Source organism: Corynebacterium sp. ACRPH, from assembly GCF_022347285.1.
In the GTDB taxonomy this organism is placed as follows: Bacteria; Actinomycetota; Actinomycetes; order Mycobacteriales; family Mycobacteriaceae; genus Corynebacterium.
The window spans coordinates 1-18,591 of sequence record NZ_JAKRND010000005.1 but is presented as its reverse complement, the minus strand read 5'-3'; the positions used below and the strand labels follow the sequence as shown (position 1 = coordinate 18,591).

The following is an 18,591-nucleotide window of genomic DNA, read 5'->3' as shown; positions in this document are numbered from 1 at the left end:
CCGACGACCCAGGGGTGGTGACCCTTGCCCGCCCCAGCCCGCCCTCAGCAGGCATCCGGGTGCGCCCCTTAAATCGTGATGATCTCGAACTTCCCCTCGCGGAAGTACTGGCGTAGGTCTTTCTTGTCGAACTTATCCACGCTGGTCTTGTCGATGTGATCCACGAAGGTCCAGTTCTCTGGCACCATCCAGCCGGGCACGCGTTGGCGAAGTTCCTCGGCCAGCTCTTGTGCAGTTTCCACAGTCCAGGGGGTCTCCTCGGCAACCACTACTACTGCGAGCGGGCGCTGCCCCCATTTCTCCGATGGAATACCGATCACTGCAGCCTCGATCACGGCTGTGGGCTCCAACAGGTAGTTTTCCAGCGCCGCGGAGTAGATCCATTCGCCGCCTGAACGGATGATGTCCGCCTTGCGGTCGTGAATCGTCAGGTAGCCGTCTTTGTTCACTGTGGCGATGTCGCCGGTGCGCAGCCAGCCGTCATCGGTAAAGCGCGGGCTGTCGTCCATGTAGTACGAAGCCGTTACTGTGTTGCCGCGTACTTGCAGTTCGCCTTCGTTGCGGTCGTTGGCTTCTAGCACGTTGTCGTTGTCGTCGACGATGCGGTAACGCATACCTGCGTGGAAGCGCCCTTGGCTTTCGCGATACTTGGCGCGGGCAGCGCCAGCCACACCAGCGGGCGGGTGGGCAACGGTGCCCACCGGGCCGGTCTCCGTCATACCCCAGGAGTGGATGATGTCCACGCCGAAGCGTTCCTCCCAGGCGTCGATCATGGCGGGGGAGACCTGCGAGCCGCCGACGTAGATCTCCTGCAGGCTCATCTTCTTGGGGTGCTTCTTGGTGTAGTGCACCAGCAGACCGGTCCACACCGCAGGGGACCCATGGGCTTGGCGTGGCATGGCGTCTGCGATCACATGTGCCAGGTGCTCCGGGGTGGCGCTGCGCCCGGTAAACACGATCGGAGCGCCGGCCATAAAGGCAGCTAGTGGCACGCCCCAGCTGAGGACGTGATAGATCGGCACACAGCATAGAAAGCTGGTGCCATTGCGGATACTGAAGCTATCGGCGGCGCGCAGCTGCATGGAGTGCAGCCACAGTGCGCGGTGGGAGTAGACCACGCCTTTCGGTGGGCCTTCCGTACCAGTGGAAAAACAGATGGCCGCCGGGTCAGTCTCTTCCATGTCCGGCCAGTCGAAGTCGGCGCTGCGCCCGTCGAGTGCGGCCTCTAGGTTTAGAACGCGCAGGTGGCTCAAGCCCGGCTTGCCTTGTTTGCCTTGCACGGCGATGAGCTGCTGTACCGCCTCGGTGTCCGCTAGGTTCGGCCCAATCACCAGCACCGCCTCCACGCAGGGGCAGTCGGCTAGTAGCGGGACGATCTGGTCTTTACAGGTCGGGTCGAGCACCAGCACTTTCGGCGCCGCCTTGTTGATGATGTGCGTGATCTGGGTGTTCATGAGGTGCCGGTTGATGGGGTTAAAAACCGCGCCCATCGAGGCCACGGAGAGCAGCACCTCCAGGTGCTCGGTACAGTTCGGCAGTACGGTGGCTACGCGGTCGCCGCGTTCAATGCCGAATTCGTCGCGCAGCATGTTGGCCATTGCGGCCGCGCGGATACCGATGTGCAGGAAGCTGGTTTGCTCCGCAGTTTCGTCAAAATACGTGGTCACGGTAGTGTTTCGGTGAACGCTGGCCCCGTATTCCAGGATCGTCGCTACGGATAATGGGATCTCCTGCATCGTCGACTTCATGCATTTCAGCCTAGCCGTTAGGTACTCGCGGTGTGGGAGGTGCTATGGTTAGCTACGGAAGCCGGATGTGAGGCTCGTTTCTTTTCTCTTTCTTTCTTTTTACGACGCCACCCCGCGCTACACCCGCCGCCAGTCGCATCGTGGGACGTTAAGGCGGCAATCTTTCTGGAAGATTCCCGCAATCTTTGGGTTAATTTAAGAACTGTTGTCGAATACGCATGTCTGGCCAACCCTGGGGCTTCGCAGGCTTTTGAAGGGTCGATGAAGAAGCCGGACGTGAAAGGACTTTTGTGAGCCTGTCCGATATTTTGGCTCGTGGCCAAGCCAATGGCCTCGCCTCGTTGAAATTGCCGGAGCTACGCCAGATTGCAGCGGCACAGGGGCTGAAAGGTACCTCTGGTCTCCGCAAAGGTGAGCTAATCGCAGCCATCGAATCCGGTGGTGCATCTGGTGGCGGTGGAGCGCCCCGGAAGCCGCAGCCTGCTGAAGAACCTGCGCCGAAGGAAAAGCCGGTTGAGGAGGCGCGGGAGGGGCGTCACCAAGAAAAGCGCCCAGAAGAAACCGCAGAAAGCGCCGAAAAGCGCGGTAAGGGCGACGGCAAAGATCGCGGCGAAGATCGCGGCGAAGATCGCGAAAAGAACCGCGACGAGCGTGGCGACAACAACCGCGACGATAATGAGCGCGAAAACAACCACCGCGACGACAACAACCGCGGCAATCGCCGCAACCGTCGCAATCGCCGTAACCGCCGTAACCGTGGCCGTGACAATAATCGCGACAATAACCGCGATAACAACCGCAACAACGGCAACAACAGCGGGGATGGTAATAACGGTGGCGGCAACAACAACCGCGAACCGAAGCCGGAAGAGCTTACGCCTGTCGCGGGCATCCTCGATTTCGTCGATGCGAACACCGCGTTCATCCGCACCACTGGCTACCACGCGGGGCCGACGGACGTGTACGTGCCGATCAACACGGTGCGCAAGTACGGCATGCGCCACGGCGACGCGATCGTCGGCACCATCCGTCCGAAGAACAACAACAATAACGGCGGCGGACGCGGACGGAATCGCCAAAAGTACACGCCGATCTACCAGGTAGAGACCGTTAACGGCCTTACCCCCGAGCAGGCATCAGCACGCCCGAACTTTGCGAAGCTGACCCCGCTGTACCCGAACCAGCGCCTGCGACTGGAGACCGACCCGAAGACGCTGACCACCCGTGTGATCGACCTGATCATGCCCATCGGCAAGGGGCAGCGTGCGCTGATTGTCTCCCCGCCGAAGGCCGGTAAGACGACCATCCTGCAGGACATCGCCAACGCGATCTCCACGAACAACCCCGAGTGCTACCTCATGGTCGTGCTGGTGGATGAGCGCCCGGAGGAAGTGACGGACATGCAACGCTCCGTCAAGGGCGAAGTCATCGCCTCCACGTTCGACCGCCCGCCAGGGGAGCACACCAACGTTGCCGAGCTAGCCGTCGAGCGCGCAAAGCGCCTGGTAGAGCAAGGCAAGGACGTTGTTCTGCTGCTGGATTCCATCACCCGCCTGGGTCGCGCGTACAACAACTCCTCGCCGGCCTCTGGCCGCATCCTGTCCGGTGGTGTGGATTCCAACGCGCTGTACCCGCCGAAGCGCTTCCTGGGCGCTGCCCGCAACATTGAAAACGGCGGCTCCCTGACGATCATCGCCACCGCGATGGTGGAGACCGGCTCGGCCGGCGACACGGTGATCTTCGAGGAATTCAAGGGCACCGGCAACGCGGAACTGAAGCTGGACCGCAAGATCTCCGAGCGCCGCGTGTTCCCGGCTGTGGATGTGAACCCGTCGGGCACCCGCAAGGACGAGTTGCTACTCAGCCCGGAAGAGGCGCGCATCATGCACAAGCTGCGCCGTATCCTGTCTGCCCTGGATTCACAGGCGGCCATCGATCTGTTGATCAAGCAGCTGCGTAAGAACAAGACCAACCGGGAGTTCATGCTGCAGGTTGCCAGCTCCGCGCCTCTGGCAGGCGAGGACGAGGAGGATTAAACCATGAGCCAATCACCGTCAGTCATCGACGACATTCTGGCCGAGTATCAGGGCCTGGAGATGCAGCTGAGCGATCCTGAGCTGCACAATGACCCAGCGGCGGCCCGCAAGGTCGGTAAGCGCTTTTCCGAGCTGCAGCCGATCATTCAGACGCACCAGAAGCTCGAGCAGGCCCGCGAGGATCACGAGGCCGCGTCCGAGATGGCATCCGAGGACAAGGAATTCGCCGAAGAAGCCAAGCGCCTAGAAGAGGAGATCGGGGAGCTGGAAGAGCAGCTAACCGACCTGCTGGCTCCGCGCGACCCGCACGACGGCGACGACATCGTCATGGAGATCAAGTCCGGCGCCGGCGGCGAGGAAGCCGCGCTGTTCGCCGGTGAGCTGGCGCGCATGTACCAGCGTTACGCTGAACGTCACGGCTTTAGTACCGAGATCCTGGGGCTGAACGAGACCGACCTGGGTGGCGTGAAGGACATGACCCTGTCCATCCGCTCCAAGCAGCCCTCCCGCGATGGCGCGTGGTCGGAGTTCAAGTTCGAAGGTGGAGTGCACCGCGTGCAGCGCATCCCCGTCACCGAGTCGCAGGGCCGCATTCAGACCTCCGCGGCGGGCGTGCTGGTGTACCCAGAGCCCGACGAAGTCGAGGATGTGCAGATCGACGACAAGGACATCCGCGTGGACGTCTACCGTTCCTCCGGTAAGGGCGGCCAGGGCGTGAACACCACGGACTCGGCGGTTCGCATTATCCACCTGCCGACCAACATTGTGGTGACCTGTCAGAAGGAGCGCTCCCAGATTCAGAACCGCGCCCGCGCGATGCAGGTTCTGGCTGCGCGCCTGCAGCAGATGAAGGAAGAAGAGGCCGAGGCCGAGGCAGCCGAAGGCCGCGCAGCGCAGATCCGCACCATGGATCGTTCCGAGCGCATCCGCACCTATAACTTCCCCGAGTCCCGCGTCTCCGACCACCGCATCGGCTACAAGGCCAACAACCTGGATTCCGTCCTGGACGGAGACCTGGAGGCGCTGCTCGCGGCGCTGAAGGATGCCGACCGCGCACGCCGCCTCGAGGCGGAAGACTAGCCTTCCCGTCGCCGCGACAGCGGCAGAGCGGCAGAGCGATGAGGCGGCAGGATGGCGGAACGGTAGTACGGCAGAACGGTGGGACGTTGAACATCAACCAAGCGATCCGCGAGGCTACCGCACAGTTGAGCGCGGCGGGCATCGATTCCGCCGCAGTCGACGCGCGCCTGCTGATGAGCTATCTGCTCGTGGAGCCCGGCACTAGCTCAGCTGCGCCCGGAGCCGCCGCTGCCACCGCTGCGCCCCGCGCCGCCGTCGACTCCGGCACTCTCTTTATGCGCGCCGACGATCCCGCCCCCAGCGCCTATGCCGATTGGGTGGCCCGCCGCATGGCGCGCGAGCCCCTCCAGCACATTGTGGGCTCCGCCCCCTTCTGCGGCCTGGACCTCTTTGCGGAGCCAGGCTGCTTCGTCCCGCGCCCCGAAACCGAGCTGCTCGCCGACTGGGCCGCGCGTTTCCTCAAGGGGCGCCCCACGCCGCGCGTGGTCGATCTGTGCTGCGGCCCCGGCACGTTGGGGCTCGGGGTTTCTTTTCTTTATGACGCCCCTATCTCCCTAACTGGCATCGAATTCTCTGATGCTGCGCTGCGACTGGCCGAGAAGAATGCTCGGCTTGTCCCGCAGGTTAAAGCCACATTCGTCCAGGCGGACCTGGCCGTAGACGATCCCGCGGAGTTGTCAGCGACGGCGGACGTTTCCCCCGAGGCTTTCGCACCCGCGGACGTGGTGGTATGCAACCCTCCGTACGTGCCGGAATCCGCGGAGGTTTCCCCCGAGGTGGCCGCCGACCCACACGCAGCCGTGTTCTCCGGGGACGACGGGCTGGAGCTCATGCCACGGGTCCTGCAGTGGGCTGAGGCGCTGGGGCGCGCAGGTGGTGGCGTCGGAATAGAACACGACGACTCCAACGGCGCGCAGGTGGCGGCCATGATGCAGCAACGCGGCTGGCGAGAAATCACCCAACACCACGACCTGGCTGGCCGGCCGCGCTTCGTCACCGCCCTGCTACCGCAGTAGTTCCGGCGATGGGGTTAAGGTAGAGCACGTAATAAATGAGCAAGAAAGGGCCGCAATGTCGAGAACCGTAGACGCAACCGATTCGCAGAACCGCGAGGCCGCGCTAGACGCCGCGGCGAATGCGGTGAAGGGCGGACGGCTGGTCGTGCTGCCGACCGACACGGTCTACGGCATCGGCTGCGATGCCTTCGACAACGAGGCAGTGGCCGCATTGCTGCGTGCGAAGGGGCGTGGCCCCGACATGCCCGTGCCCGTGCTGGTTCCCAGCTGGACCACCATTCAGGGGCTCGTGCGCGAGTACACCTACAACATGCGCAAGCTCGTTGAGGCCTTCTGGCCGGGCGGGCTGTCGATGGTCGTCCACCAGGCGCCCAGCCTGCCGTGGAACCTGGGGGATACGCGCGGCACCGTGATGCTGCGCATGCCCAACCAGCCCATTGCCCTGGAGCTTTTGGAGCGCACCGGCCCGATGGCGGTTTCCAGCGCCAATATCTCCGGCCAGCCGCCGGCGACGAATGTGCAGATGGCCGAGGATCAGCTGGGCGCGGACGTGACTACCTACATCGACGGTGGGGAAGCGCACCACGGTGTGGCCTCCACCATCGTTGACCTTTCGTCTGGCCGCCCGCGCATCCTGCGCGAGGGTGCGGCCACCACCGAGCGCGTGGCCGAGGTTCTGGGCATGAGCAGTGCGGAGCTGCGGGGAGACGTCTAATGACAGTCCTTGCCCAGCCGGCTATCGGCGCAGGTATTCCCCTGCGCGAGTTGGTGTTGGTGCTGCTCGTCGCCTGCACGGTGACGTATCTGGTGACTGGTGTGGTGCGCTCGGTGATCTTGCGCTACGGGCGGATGGCCGCCCCGCGCGAGCGCGACGTGCACCAAGTTCCGATGCCGCGGCTGGGCGGGGTAGCGATGTTTACGGGACTGGTCGTGGCCGTAGTGGTGGCCAACCAGCTGCCCGCGTTGACTCGCGGGTTTCCACCGGTAACGCCAGATATGACGGCGGTTCTGATGGCCGCCTTTGTGATTGTGTTCGTCGGAGTGGTGGATGACCTCTACGACATCTCCTGGGTGCTGAAGCTCGGCGGGCAGGTCGTGGGTGCCGTGGTGATGAGCCTGATGGGCCTTAGTTGGTACCTTTTTTATCTGCCGTTCGGGGACGGCACCACGCTGATCCTGGACCAGGTCCAGTCCACGATCCTGACGGCGCTTTTGACCGTCACGATCGTGAACGCGATGAACTTCGTCGACGGCCTAGACGGTCTGGCCGCGGGGTTGGGGGCGATCGCCGCCGGGACGATCCTGATCTATTCGCTGACCATCCTGCATGATCAGGGTGGCACCGTGGCGGCCTACCCGCCGGCGATTATTTCGGCAGCATTGGTGGGAATCTGCATGGGTTTCCTGCCTCACAACTTCTCGCCCGCGCGCATCTTCATGGGGGATAGCGGCGCGATGCTGATCGGCCTGCTGCTGTCCGCGGCCTGCACATCGGCATCCGGGCGCATCAACGCGGCGCTGTACGGGCCGGCGGATATGTTGGCTCTGCTGTCGCCGATGATTGTGGTTCTGGCGGCCCTGTCCATTCCACTGCTGGACCTGGTGATGGCAGTTGTGCGCCGCGTGTCCCAGGGCAAGAGCCCGTTTTCCCCGGACAAGAAACACCTGCACCACCGACTGCTGCACATTGGCCACAGTCAGAAGCGCGTGGTTCTGGTTTTGTACACCTGGGTTGGGGTAGTGGCCTTCGGTGCAGTGGGACTGACCGTGCTGCCTCTACACGTGATGGCTATTTCCTTTAGTTTGCTGGTGATCGTTGCCATCGTGGCGACGGTGGTGCCGCTGTGGCGGGAGAATCGGAAGTCGAACACGGCTCAGGTAAGCTAATCGCCATGACTGAGGCGACTGAGAACAACGGTGCTGCAAAAGACGCTGCGGTGAACGGTGCTGGGGTGAACGGTGCTGCGGGCGCTAAAGAGCTGCCCGAGTTGAACGACGTATCCCAAGCCAGCGACCACGTCGGCCCGCTGAAGGCTGCCATGCGTTCCGGAGCGCTGGCGCTGGTGGTGTTGGGTGCGCTTTCCCTGTTGGTGTGGGGTCTTATCAGCGGCGCCGAGGGGCTGTGGGGAGCAGGTATCGGGTGGCTGGTCGGCGGCGGATTTATGCTGCTGACGGTAGTGATCGTGCTGTTTAGTTCCAACACTTCGCCCTCGATGACGATGGGCTTGATCCTGGGCAGCTGGCTGGTTAAGGCGGCCGTGCTGCTGGGTATTCTGTTCTTCCTGAAGGACAAGACTTTCTACGACACCGCAGCGCTGGCCGTAACCGTGATCTTGAGCATGGTCGCCGTACTGGCCATCGAGACGCTGGCGGTTACTCGCACCCAGAAGCTCTACATCAGCTAGTACTTGTTCGCTAGTCCACGCCCCGGTTTGCATAACCAAATGCAGGCCGGGGCTCTTAGTTTGTTGTGGTGCTACGGGTGGCACTGCTTGCGCGCAAAGAGATGACGCCCTCACACGGAGAGGCGACAACTGTCAGTAGCGAGCTGGGGGTAAGCGCCGCGGGGAGGGAAGCGGAGGTAGGCCTAAACACATACAAATGATTCTGGAACCAAAAACGTTGAAAACCACGGCCAAGTGGGGGGACCCACAACGTGTTTCACTTAGCGATTCGCGAGATAAAGCTGATATTGTTCTATCGGGCCATTTATTGGCACACGTATGTGTGAACAGTAGATACGGCACCGGCTGATTATGTAGGGACGTGCGACGGAGTCCCTCAGCGTCGGCCTAACTCTTCGAAAAGAGACCTCCATCGCACCGCAGTGATTCTGTGCAATCTTGCGGCCCAATCACGGGAGAGAACGCTGAGCGTAACAACCTTGGCCATGAAGGGCGACTTTCACGTACCTTCATTGGAACACGAATTCTTCCCGGGGCAAGTGGATAGCAACCAGCTGTGGTTCAGTGAGTTTGCTGGTGGAGCGTTCGCGCTCGACCGCCTCATGGTCATCCGTATTGTGATGATTCTTCTGGTTACCGCATTCTTCTTCTTTGCAATGCGGAAGCCGAAGCTGATTCCGAGCGGCGTGCAGAACGTTGCTGAGTACTTCTTGGACTTCGTTCGGATTCACATCGCGGAGGATATCTTGGGCAAGAAGGAGGGGCGCCGGTTCCTGCCGATCATCGCCGCTATCTTCTTCACCGTTCTTGCCGTCAACATGTCGACGATCATTCCGTTCATGAACATTTCAGCCAGCGCTCGAGTGGGTCTGCCACTGGTGCTGGCTGTTGTCGCGTATATCGCATTCATCTACGCGGGTGTGAAGCGCTATGGCTTCGGCAAGTACATCAAGTCCTCGCTGATCATTCCTGGTTTGCCTTCTTGGCTCCACTTCATCGTGGCGCCGATTGAGGCATTCTCCACATTCGTCCTCCGTCCGGTAACGCTGACGATTCGTCTTATGGCGAATATGTTGGCTGGACACATCATCCTCGTCATGCTGTTCAGTGCCACGAACTTCTTCTTCTGGCAGATGAGCGGTTGGACTGTGGCTGCTGGCGGCACGATCCTCTTCGCGATCGCCTTCACCCTGTTCGAGCTCATGGTGATCTTCCTGCAGGCATACATCTTCTCCCTGCTGACCGCCGTGTACATCGAGCTGTCCCTCCACGCAGACGAGCACTAATTCGCCCCTTTTTAAGTACTCAAATGACCAAGCCGGACAACAACAGAAAAGCTGCAACCGGCTGGTTCTCAGAAAGGTAATGGAAACCAAATGAACGACATCTTCCTCATCGCGCAGGACACCACCACCAAGTTCCAGGGCTTCGGCACCATCGGCTACGGCCTGGCTGCTATCGGCTCCGCTATCGGTGTGGGTAACGTTGCAGGTAAGACCGCTGAGGCAATGGCTCGTCAGCCCGAGATGGCCGGCCAGCTGCGCACCACCATGTTCCTGGGTATCGCTTTCGCCGAGGCACTGGCTCTGATCGGCTTCGTCGCCGGCTTCCTGTTCTAATTTCAGTGCGATTGGCCGCTCGTTAAGAGCACTTTCTAACCACCGCACCAGAATCGAAAGCTGGAGACTATGACGAACACCTTTTTGTTAGCAGCTGAGAAGCTGCCGATGGAGGAGTCGGTAAACCCGCTGCTTCCTCCGCTGTACGACATCGTCTGGTCCATCATTCCTTTTGCAGTCATCCTGTTTGTCTTCTGGAAGTTCGTGCTTCCGAAGTTCCAGGAAGTGCTGAATCAGCGCGAGGACCAGATCGAGGGCGGCATTCGGCGCGCCGAGTCCGCTCAGGCAGAGGCTAAGGCTGCCTTGGAGAAGTACAACGCTCAGCTTGCTGAGGCACGCACTGAGGCTGCACAGATTCGTGATGACGCCCGTTCCCAGGGCCAGAAGATCATCGCGGATATGAAGGCTCAGGCAACCGAAGAGTCCAACCGTATCGTCGAGTCGGGCCACAAGCAGCTCGAGGCACAGCGTTCCGCCGTTGTCACCGACCTGCGCAAGGAGATGGGTGAAAACTCCATCAACTTGGCTGAGCGCCTGCTGGGCGAGCAGCTGTCGGACGACGTGAAGCGCTCGGGCACCATCGATAACTTCCTCGCCGGACTGGACAACGTCGGCGCTTCCGGGAAGTGATCGGTATGCACGCAGCGAGCCGAGAGGCAATTGAGCGCCTCGAGCAGACCCTGGACCAGGGTCTCAACGAGACCTCCGACAAAGTGGGCACCGGTGTAACCACCGGCACCGAGCTGTTCGACGTAGTCGAACTGCTCGACAGTGACCGCGGCCTACGTGTCGCGCTGATCGACCCGGCGAGGGATGCCAACACCCGCGTTGAATTGGCCAAGAGCCTGTTCGGCGGCAAGGTATCTGCCTCGACGGAAGAAATCGTGTCTGCTGCTGTATCCCAGTCGTGGTCCAACACTCGCGACCTGCGCGACGGACTGGTGAAGCTGGGCCGCCTGGCCCTGCTGCGCGCCGCCGACGCCCAAGGTCAACAGGACCGTGTTGAAGACGAACTGTTCCAGCTGGCCCGCATCATCGAGCGTGAGCCGGAGCTGGAACTGAAGCTGGCCGACCGCGCCGCATCCCCGGATGCACGTCGCGACCTGCTGGCCAAGGTTCTCTATGGAAAGGTCACCTCCACGACCGAGGCACTGGCGCTGCAGGCAATTGGCCGTCTGCGTCAGCGTCCAGTCGAGGAACTTGACTCGTTGGTAGACGAGGTAGCTGCACTGGAAGGGCGCACCGTAGCGCGTGTCCGTGCCGCAGCTGCCCTGGGTGAACAGCAGAAGTCGACTCTGTCGGACAAGCTGGAAAAGATTTACGGTCGCAAGATTGCGGTCCACTCCGAGGTTGATACCAGCCTCCTCGGCGGTGCCGTGATCCGCGTCGGACACGAAGTTATCGACGGCAGCACTGCAGGTAACCTGCGGCGCCTCCGCGCGTCGATCGCTTAGGGCGTCATAAAAGCGCTTCAAAAAACCGACAAAGACCAAGCAAGAAAATAGATGCTGGAAGACGAAACCGAGAGCAGGAAGAACATGGCGGAGCTGACGATCTCCTCCGACGAGATCCGTAGCGCGATTGCGAACTACACCTCGAGCTACTCCCCGGAGGCCTCCCGTGAGGAGGTCGGCGTGGTCACGGCGGCTGCAGACGGTATTGCCCAGGTAAGCGGCATGCCCTCTGTGATGGCTAACGAGCTACTCGAGTTCCCAGGCGGCGTGATTGGCGTCGCACAGAACCTCGACACCGACAGCGTCGGCGTCGTGATCCTGGGTAACTTCGAGACCCTCAAGGAGGGCGACGAGGTCAAGAGGACCGGCGAGGTCCTGTCCATTCCGGTTGGGGAGAAGTTCCTCGGCCGCGTTATCAACCCACTGGGTCAGGCCATCGACGGCCTGGGCGACATCGAGTCCGAGGAAGAACGTGCCCTCGAGCTCCAGGCGCCCTCCGTTCTGATGCGTCAGCCCGTCGAGGAGCCGATGCAGACCGGCATCAAGGCTATCGACGCAATGACCCCGATTGGCCGTGGTCAGCGTCAGCTGATCATTGGCGACCGCAAGACCGGTAAGACCTCGGTCTGCATCGATACCATCCTGAACCAGCGCGACAACTGGGCAACCGGCGACCCGAAGCAGCAGGTTCGCTGCATTTACGTCGCTGTTGGCCAGAAGGGTTCCACGATCGCTTCGATCCGTAAGACCCTGGAAGACCACGGCGCGCTGGAGTACACCACCATCGTGGCAGCACCGGCATCCGATTCCGCCGGCTTCAAGTGGCTGGCACCGTTCACCGGCGCCGCACTGGGCCAGCACTGGATGTACCAGGGCAAGCACGTCCTGGTTATCTACGATGATCTGACCAAGCAGGCTGAGGCCTACCGTGCGATCTCCCTGCTGCTGCGTCGCCCGCCGGGCCGCGAGGCATACCCCGGTGACGTCTTCTACCTGCACTCCCGTCTGCTGGAGCGCGCAGCGAAGCTGAACGACGAGCTGGGCGGCGGTTCCCTGACGGCACTGCCGATCATTGAGACCAAGGCAAACGACGTATCTGCCTTCATTCCGACCAACGTTATTTCCATTACCGACGGTCAGGTATTCCTGGAGTCCGATCTGTTCAACCAGGGTGTCCGACCGGCTATCAACGTTGGTGTGTCCGTCTCCCGTGTTGGTGGTGCCGCACAGACCAAGGGCATGAAGAAGGTGTCCGGCTCCCTGCGTCTGGACCTGGCCGCATACCGCGACCTGGAGGCATTCGCTGCCTTCGCATCCGACCTGGACCCGGCTTCAAAGGCACAGCTGGAGCGCGGTAAGCGCCTGGTCGAGCTGCTGAAGCAGAAGGAGACCGAGCCGCAGTCCGTCGAGGACCAGATGGTTTCCATCTACCTGGCAGGCGAGGGCGAGTTCGACGACGTTCCGGTTGAGGACGTTCGCCGCTTCGAGTCCGAGCTGCTGGAGAACCTGCACGCTTCCCACGGTGGCGTGTTCGAGCAGATCAAGGGTGGCACCCCGTTCAGCGACGAGTCCAAGGCCGAGCTGGCTGGCACAGTCCAGGACTTCAAGCAGGGCTTCCAGACCACCGACGGCACCCCCGTCATCAACGAGCCGGAAGCTCGCCCGCTTGGCGACGACGAGGTCACCAAGTCTCAGATCACTGTCTCCCGCAAAACCCAGTAGGCGCGGAAGGTAAGTGAGCACAGTGACCACCAAGACCATTAATGAAACAGAAGGGAGGCGATAGTTATGGCTAGTCTTCGCGAGCTGAGGACACGCATCAAGTCCGTGAACTCGACTAAGAAGATCACGAAGGCCCAGGAGCTCATCGCCACCTCGAGGATCACGAAGGCTCAGGCACGTGTTGACGATGCGGAGCCTTACGCGGATGAAATCACCCGCGTGGTTCAGCGCCTGGCCTCCGCCAGCACCCTGGATCACAAGATCCTGCAGGAGCCGACGGATGCTTCCCGCGCCGCAATCCTCGTGGTTTCAAGTGACCGTGGCATGTGCGGTGGCTACAACAACAACGTCTTCAAGAAGACTGCAGAGCTGCGTAAGCGCCTGGAGAACGAAGGCAAGGACGTTGTTCTGTACGTCTCTGGTAACAAGGGCATCTCCTACTACAACTTCCGTGGCGAGGACATCGCAGGTGCCTGGTCGGGCTACTCTCAGGACCCCGACTACGCGGCTACCCACGATGTGCGCCGCCACCTGATTGATGGCTTCGTCGCCGGTTCCGAAGGAACCGCTAAGTGGCGCGAGGGCCTCAACGCGGAAGAGGGGCAGGCTGTACAGGGATTCGACGAAGTACACATCGTGTACACCCGCTTCGAGTCTATGCTGAGCCAGAAGCCAGAGGCACACCGACTGTTGCCGATCGAGACTGTGGTTGAGGAAGAGAAGTTTGAGCTCGGCGAGGATCTGGTCTCCGACAAGGTTGACCAGGTTGCTGCCGACTACGACTTCGAGCCCGACCCAGACACCCTGTTGAAGGCTTTGCTGCCGCAGTATGTCTCCCGAGGCATCTTCGCAGCAATGCTGGAGTCTGCGGCGTCGGAATCCGCAGCGCGTCGTACCGCGATGAGCGCCGCAACCGACAATGCGACCGACCTGGTCAAGCAGCTTTCCCGAGTTGCCAACCAGGCTCGTCAGGCCCAGATTACCCAGGAAATTACAGAGATCGTCGGTGGCGCATCCGCGCTCGCCGATAGCGGAGAAAGTGATTAAGTATGACTACAGCAAACCAGGTTCAGCCTTCTGCTGAATCGGCTGTTGCGGGCCGCGTCGTGCGAGTTATCGGCCCGGTCGTCGACGTGGAGTTTCCGCGCGGCCAGCAGCCAGCACTGTTCAACGCCCTGACCGTCGAGGTTGACCTCGAGGCAGTGGCAAAGACCATCACCCTGGAGGTTGCACAGCACCTCGGGGACAACCTCGTGCGCGCCGTGTCTATGGCACCGACCGACGGCCTGATCCGTGGCGCTGAGGTTACCGACACCGGCAAGCCGATCTCCGTACCGGTCGGCGACGTTGTCAAGGGCCACGTCTTCAACGCTCTGGGCGACTGCCTGGACGAGCCGGGCCTGGGCCGCGACGGCGAGCAGTGGGGCATCCACCGCGAGCCGCCGGCATTCGACCAGCTCGAGGGTAAGACCGAGATCCTGGAGACTGGCATTAAGGTCATCGACCTGCTGACCCCGTACGTGAAGGGCGGCAAGATCGGCCTGTTCGGTGGTGCAGGTGTGGGTAAGACGGTGCTCATCCAGGAGATGATTACCCGTATTGCCCGCGAGTTCTCCGGTACCTCCGTGTTCGCAGGTGTTGGTGAGCGTACCCGTGAGGGCACCGACCTCTTCCTGGAAATGGAAGAGATGGGCGTGCTGCAGGATACCGCGCTCGTGTTCGGCCAGATGGACGAGCCGCCGGGAGTCCGTATGCGCGTGGCTCTGTCCGGTCTGACCATGGCGGAGTACTTCCGCGATGTTCAGAACCAGGACGTGCTGCTGTTCATCGACAACATCTTCCGTTTCACCCAGGCTGGTTCTGAGGTTTCGACCCTGCTGGGTCGTATGCCTTCTGCCGTGGGCTACCAGCCCACCCTGGCTGACGAGATGGGTGTTCTGCAGGAGCGTATTACCTCGACCAAGGGTCGTTCCATTACCTCCCTGCAGGCCGTTTACGTGCCGGCCGATGACTACACCGACCCGGCACCGGCAACGACCTTCGCCCACCTGGATGCAACGACCGAGCTGGATCGTTCCATCGCTTCGAAGGGTATTTACCCCGCAGTGAACCCGCTGACCTCTACCTCTCGTATCCTCGAGCCGGGTATCGTCGGCGAGCGTCACTACGAGGTTGCCCAGCGCGTGATCCACATCCTGCAGAAGAACAAGGAACTGCAGGACATCATCGCCATCCTGGGTATGGACGAGCTCTCGGAAGAGGACAAGATCACCGTTCAGCGTGCACGTCGCCTGGAGCGCTTCCTGGGCCAGAACTTCTTCGTTGCGGAGAAGTTCACCGGCATCCCGGGCTCCTACGTGCCGCTGGCCGACACGATCGACGCCTTCGAGCGCATCTGCGACGGCGAGTTCGACGCTTACCCGGAGCAGGCCTTCAACGGTCTGGGTGGCCTGGACGATGTCGAGGCTGCTTACAAGAAGATGACCGAAAAGTAAGGGGTTAAGCACATGGCTGAGATTGCCGCACAACTGGTCTCCGTGGAACGTCCGCTGTGGGTTGGTACCGCAACGTCCGTTACCGCGCAGACCACTGAGGGCGAGATCGGCGTGCTCCCTGGTCACGAGCCTCTGCTCGGCCAGCTGGTCGAGAACGGCGTCGTTACCATTCGGACGAACACCGGTGAGAAGCTGGTGGCCGCGGTACAGGGCGGGTTCCTGTCCGTGTCCTCCGAGAAGATCACCATTCTGGCGGATTCTGCAACGTGGGCCAGCGAGGTCAACGTTGCGGATGCCGAGTCTCGCAAGCAGTCTGCAGAGACTGAGCATGACAAGGCTGTCGCAGAGTCCGAGTTGCGCGCTGTGAAGCGTATGGAAGCTTAAGAGCTAACTAGCTTTAAACTTCCCGACAAACGGGTTCCACTGTTTTCACGGTGGGGCCCGTTTTGCTTTTTCGAAACCCACTTCATGCCTGTAAGTTAGGTATATGGCGTGGTTGTTGTATTTTCTTGCGGCGGTGGCGCTGTTCGTCGTCACCGCCGTTGTGTGGCGCTTCTTTACGCTGCGTTCCCAGGGGTATCCCGTGGTTGTCCGGCGCCTGCCGAATTCCGATGGCAGGCACTGGCGCCACGGGATTTTGAAGTATTCGGGCCACTCCGCCAGGTTCTACAAGCTGCGTAGCCTGCGCCCGGCCTCGAACGTGGTGCTTACACGCCTGGGCACAGCAATCGTTTCTCGCCGCGAAATCACCCCGCGCGAGTCCGCTTTCTTGGAAGATAACGTCCACGTCGTCGAGGTAGTTCATCGCAAGACCCATTGGGAAATCGCCCTGGATAGTGCCGGGGATACCGCGCTTGTGGCCTGGCTCGAGTCGGCCCCTTCGGAGCGCCGCATACCCCGCCGTTGAGTCGCCGCCTGCTTCGGTAGCGTAGGCTGAACAACCATGCGCTTAGTCATTGCCCGCTGCTGTGTCGATTACGTCGGACGCCTGGAGGCCCATCTGCCGCCTGCAGACCGTTTGATCTTGCTGAAGGCCGATGGTTCGGTCTCTATCCACGCCGACGATCGCGCGTATAAGCCGCTCAACTGGATGATGCCGCCGTGTTCCCTTGAGGCCGTCGAGGCTAGCTCTTTTGATGGTGATGACGCCCCTACGGAGTATTCGGAGCTAGGCAATGAGGGGGTCGAGCAGTTGTGGATCGTCACGAATCCAAAGGGGGAGCAGCTGCGGATCCAGATTTTCGAGATCTACTCCGATACGGAGCACGACCTCGGGGAGGACCCAGGCCTGGTGAAGGATGGCGTGGAGGCGCACTTGCAGGAGCTGCTGGCCGAGCAGATTGAGATCTTGGGCGAGGGATACTCTTTGATCCGCCGTGAGTATCCGACGGCTATCGGCCCGGTGGACATTTTGTCCAAGGACTCCACGGGCGCGACTGTGGCCGTGGAGATCAAGCGCCGTGGTGGTATCGACGGTGTGGAGCAGCTTACCCGCTATGTGGAGCTGCTGAACCGGGACGAGCTGCTGGCTCCCGTGACGGGCGTGTTTGCCGCCCAGGAGATCAAGCCGCAGGCCCGCACACTGGCGGAGGACCGCGGTTTCCGTTGCGTTACCCTGGACTATGAAGCAATGCGAGGAACCGACTCCTCGGAGCTGCGGCTTTTCTAAAAGACTCAGCTCTCTCAGTCGGTTTTAGCCCTCAACAGGCGATTATTTTCTCCCGCGCGGCCAGCGCGTGGGAGGGCAAGTAAGAAAGGACACTTACAAGGTGACGAATCCTTCAAATACTCCTCCGTCCCGCTTTGTTGCCGGGGCAGTGGACCTGGGTGCGGTGAAGCAGCAGGCTGAGCAGCGGGCACAGGCGCAGGCTCGCGCCGCTCAGGCGGCCCAGGGGGCGCAGGCAAACCCAGCCAGTGCTGGCGCTGGTGCTGCCGTAGGCGTGCCGACAGGCCAGCCGGGCGCGGCCGGTGGAGCTTCAGTCGCTTTTGTCAGCACTATTACCCCGGAGAACTTCGAGCTGGACCTCGTTGTTCGTTCCACTCAAGTGCCGGTGGTTACGCTGCTGGGTTCCGCCCGCTCGGACGCCTCGGAGCAGATGCGCCAGGACTTCACCAAGCTGGCCGAGTCCCAGCAGGCGCCGACCAAGTGGCTGTTCCGTTATGTCGATGTGGACGCCACCCCGGAGGTCGCCCAGGTCTTCGGTGTGCAGGCAGTCCCCACCGTCATCGCGCTGGCCGCCGGTCGCCCGCTGACCAACTTCGAGGGCGGCCAGCCCGCCGCGCAGCTGCACGGCTGGGTAGATGCTGTGGCGCAGGCCGTAGACGGAAAACTGCGCGGCCTGGCTCCGGAGGAGGACCCGGCTAACGCGACCGGAGCCGCTGGTGGCGCGGGCGCTGCTGTGGACGGTGCTGACGCGGACCAGGATGCGGGCGACCCGCGCCTAGCTGCCGCCGCCGAGAAGCTCGAGGCGGAGGATTACGCGGGCGCAATTGAGGATTATGACGCCATCCTTGCCAACCCCACACAGACTGATGAAGAGGTCGTGGGGGAGGCCCGCGCGGCGCGTGCCAATGCGCTGCTGATGCAGCGCCTGTCCACGGGTGGGGACGAGTTCGCAGAGTCCGATCGCCTGCTGCTGGCTGGCGACAAGCCTAAGGCCTTCGACCTACTGATCGAGGAGCTGCGCCCGTCCGCTGAGGGCAGCGCAGATCACAAGAAACAGGCGAAGGCTCGCCTGCTGGAGCTGTTCAGCCTGTTCGACCCGGCGGACCCGGAGGTTATCGCGGGCCGCACCCGCATAGCCTCGGCGCTGTTCTAGTCGCCCGGGCCGCGCCGGCCCGTGAGCGGGGGGTGTCCCTATGTTTTTGTCAAGCGTCAGGCCGATGTTGACGAGAACAGTCTTGGGAGTAGTTTCTTAGGCGTGCCTAGGAGCCGACCAGCGTGCGCTGGTCGGCTTCGTTTTGGGCTTTATGCGGCGACGGGGCGTGGCGGGATTTCGCGGAAGAACTCCTTGTT

At 61.8% G+C, this 18,591-nt stretch carries 18 protein-coding genes; 17 read left to right on the top strand and 1 reads right to left on the bottom strand.

Annotation, left to right across the window (positions count from 1 at the left end):
* Window positions 1–68 precede the first annotated feature (68 nt).
* Complete coding sequence (locus MHX66_RS03610; RefSeq protein ID WP_239199998.1) at window positions 69–1,748, bottom strand: long-chain fatty-acid--CoA ligase; 1,680 nt, start codon at window positions 1,746–1,748, stop codon at window positions 69–71.
* 290 nt (window positions 1,749–2,038) lie between these two features.
* On the opposite strand from MHX66_RS03610, the gene rho reads away from it, so the two are divergent.
* The 17 genes from rho (at window position 2,039) to MHX66_RS03525 (ending at window position 18,394) form a co-directional block, all read left to right on the top strand.
* A complete protein-coding gene (rho, locus tag MHX66_RS03605; RefSeq protein WP_239199978.1) occupies window positions 2,039–3,784 on the top strand; it encodes a transcription termination factor Rho in 1,746 nt (581 codons plus the stop codon).
* A 3-nt stretch (window positions 3,785–3,787) separates the two neighbouring features.
* On the top strand, window positions 3,788–4,864 hold the full coding sequence (gene prfA / locus MHX66_RS03600) for a peptide chain release factor 1 (RefSeq protein WP_239199975.1): 1,077 nt from the start codon (window positions 3,788–3,790) through the stop codon (window positions 4,862–4,864).
* 38 nt (window positions 4,865–4,902) lie between these two features.
* A complete protein-coding gene (locus tag MHX66_RS03595; protein WP_239199971.1) occupies window positions 4,903–5,880 on the top strand; it encodes a HemK/PrmC family methyltransferase in 978 nt (325 codons plus the stop codon).
* A 55-nt stretch (window positions 5,881–5,935) separates the two neighbouring features.
* The gene (locus tag MHX66_RS03590; RefSeq protein ID WP_239199968.1) at window positions 5,936–6,595 is read left to right on the top strand and encodes an L-threonylcarbamoyladenylate synthase; all 660 of its coding nucleotides are present in this window, start codon (window positions 5,936–5,938) and stop codon (window positions 6,593–6,595) included.
* The gene (locus MHX66_RS03585) at window positions 6,595–7,767 is read left to right on the top strand and encodes an MraY family glycosyltransferase (protein WP_239199953.1); all 1,173 of its coding nucleotides are present in this window, start codon (window positions 6,595–6,597) and stop codon (window positions 7,765–7,767) included. The genes MHX66_RS03590 and MHX66_RS03585 overlap by 1 nt, the downstream gene beginning before the upstream one ends.
* A gap of 5 nt (window positions 7,768–7,772) precedes the next feature.
* Window positions 7,773–8,285 (top strand): hypothetical protein, encoded by a 513-nt coding sequence (locus tag MHX66_RS03580; RefSeq protein WP_239199951.1) that lies wholly within the window; start codon window positions 7,773–7,775, stop codon window positions 8,283–8,285.
* Window positions 8,286–8,770: 485 nt separating this feature from the next.
* A complete protein-coding gene (gene atpB / locus MHX66_RS03575; RefSeq protein ID WP_239199949.1) occupies window positions 8,771–9,571 on the top strand; it encodes a F0F1 ATP synthase subunit A in 801 nt (266 codons plus the stop codon).
* A gap of 90 nt (window positions 9,572–9,661) precedes the next feature.
* Window positions 9,662–9,904, top strand: coding sequence for an ATP synthase F0 subunit C (locus MHX66_RS03570; RefSeq protein WP_005292984.1), 243 nt, complete (start codon window positions 9,662–9,664; stop codon window positions 9,902–9,904).
* 69 nt (window positions 9,905–9,973) lie between these two features.
* A complete protein-coding gene (locus MHX66_RS03565; RefSeq protein ID WP_034985593.1) occupies window positions 9,974–10,534 on the top strand; it encodes a F0F1 ATP synthase subunit B in 561 nt (186 codons plus the stop codon).
* A 5-nt stretch (window positions 10,535–10,539) separates the two neighbouring features.
* Window positions 10,540–11,358, top strand: a complete 819-nt coding sequence (locus MHX66_RS03560) for a F0F1 ATP synthase subunit delta (protein ID WP_239199947.1) — start codon at window positions 10,540–10,542, stop codon at window positions 11,356–11,358.
* An 84-nt stretch (window positions 11,359–11,442) separates the two neighbouring features.
* Window positions 11,443–13,080 carry a F0F1 ATP synthase subunit alpha gene (gene atpA, locus MHX66_RS03555; RefSeq protein ID WP_239200318.1) on the top strand — a complete coding sequence of 546 codons (1,638 nt, stop codon included), beginning with the start codon at window positions 11,443–11,445 and terminating at the stop codon, window positions 13,078–13,080.
* A gap of 66 nt (window positions 13,081–13,146) precedes the next feature.
* Window positions 13,147–14,127 carry a F0F1 ATP synthase subunit gamma gene (locus MHX66_RS03550; RefSeq protein WP_239199937.1) on the top strand — a complete coding sequence of 327 codons (981 nt, stop codon included), beginning with the start codon at window positions 13,147–13,149 and terminating at the stop codon, window positions 14,125–14,127.
* A gap of 2 nt (window positions 14,128–14,129) precedes the next feature.
* A complete protein-coding gene (atpD, locus tag MHX66_RS03545; protein WP_005292972.1) occupies window positions 14,130–15,575 on the top strand; it encodes a F0F1 ATP synthase subunit beta in 1,446 nt (481 codons plus the stop codon).
* A 12-nt stretch (window positions 15,576–15,587) separates the two neighbouring features.
* Entirely contained in the window at window positions 15,588–15,959 is a 372-nt protein-coding gene (locus MHX66_RS03540) for a F0F1 ATP synthase subunit epsilon (RefSeq protein ID WP_005292970.1), read from the top strand.
* Between the two features lie 103 nt (window positions 15,960–16,062).
* Complete coding sequence (locus tag MHX66_RS03535) at window positions 16,063–16,482, top strand: DUF2550 domain-containing protein (RefSeq protein ID WP_239199935.1); 420 nt, start codon at window positions 16,063–16,065, stop codon at window positions 16,480–16,482.
* A 36-nt stretch (window positions 16,483–16,518) separates the two neighbouring features.
* Window positions 16,519–17,244, top strand: a complete 726-nt coding sequence (gene nucS, locus MHX66_RS03530; protein ID WP_005292966.1) for an endonuclease NucS — start codon at window positions 16,519–16,521, stop codon at window positions 17,242–17,244.
* Window positions 17,245–17,344: 100 nt separating this feature from the next.
* Complete coding sequence (locus tag MHX66_RS03525) at window positions 17,345–18,394, top strand: tetratricopeptide repeat protein (RefSeq protein WP_239199933.1); 1,050 nt, start codon at window positions 17,345–17,347, stop codon at window positions 18,392–18,394.
* Window positions 18,395–18,591 lie beyond the last annotated feature (197 nt).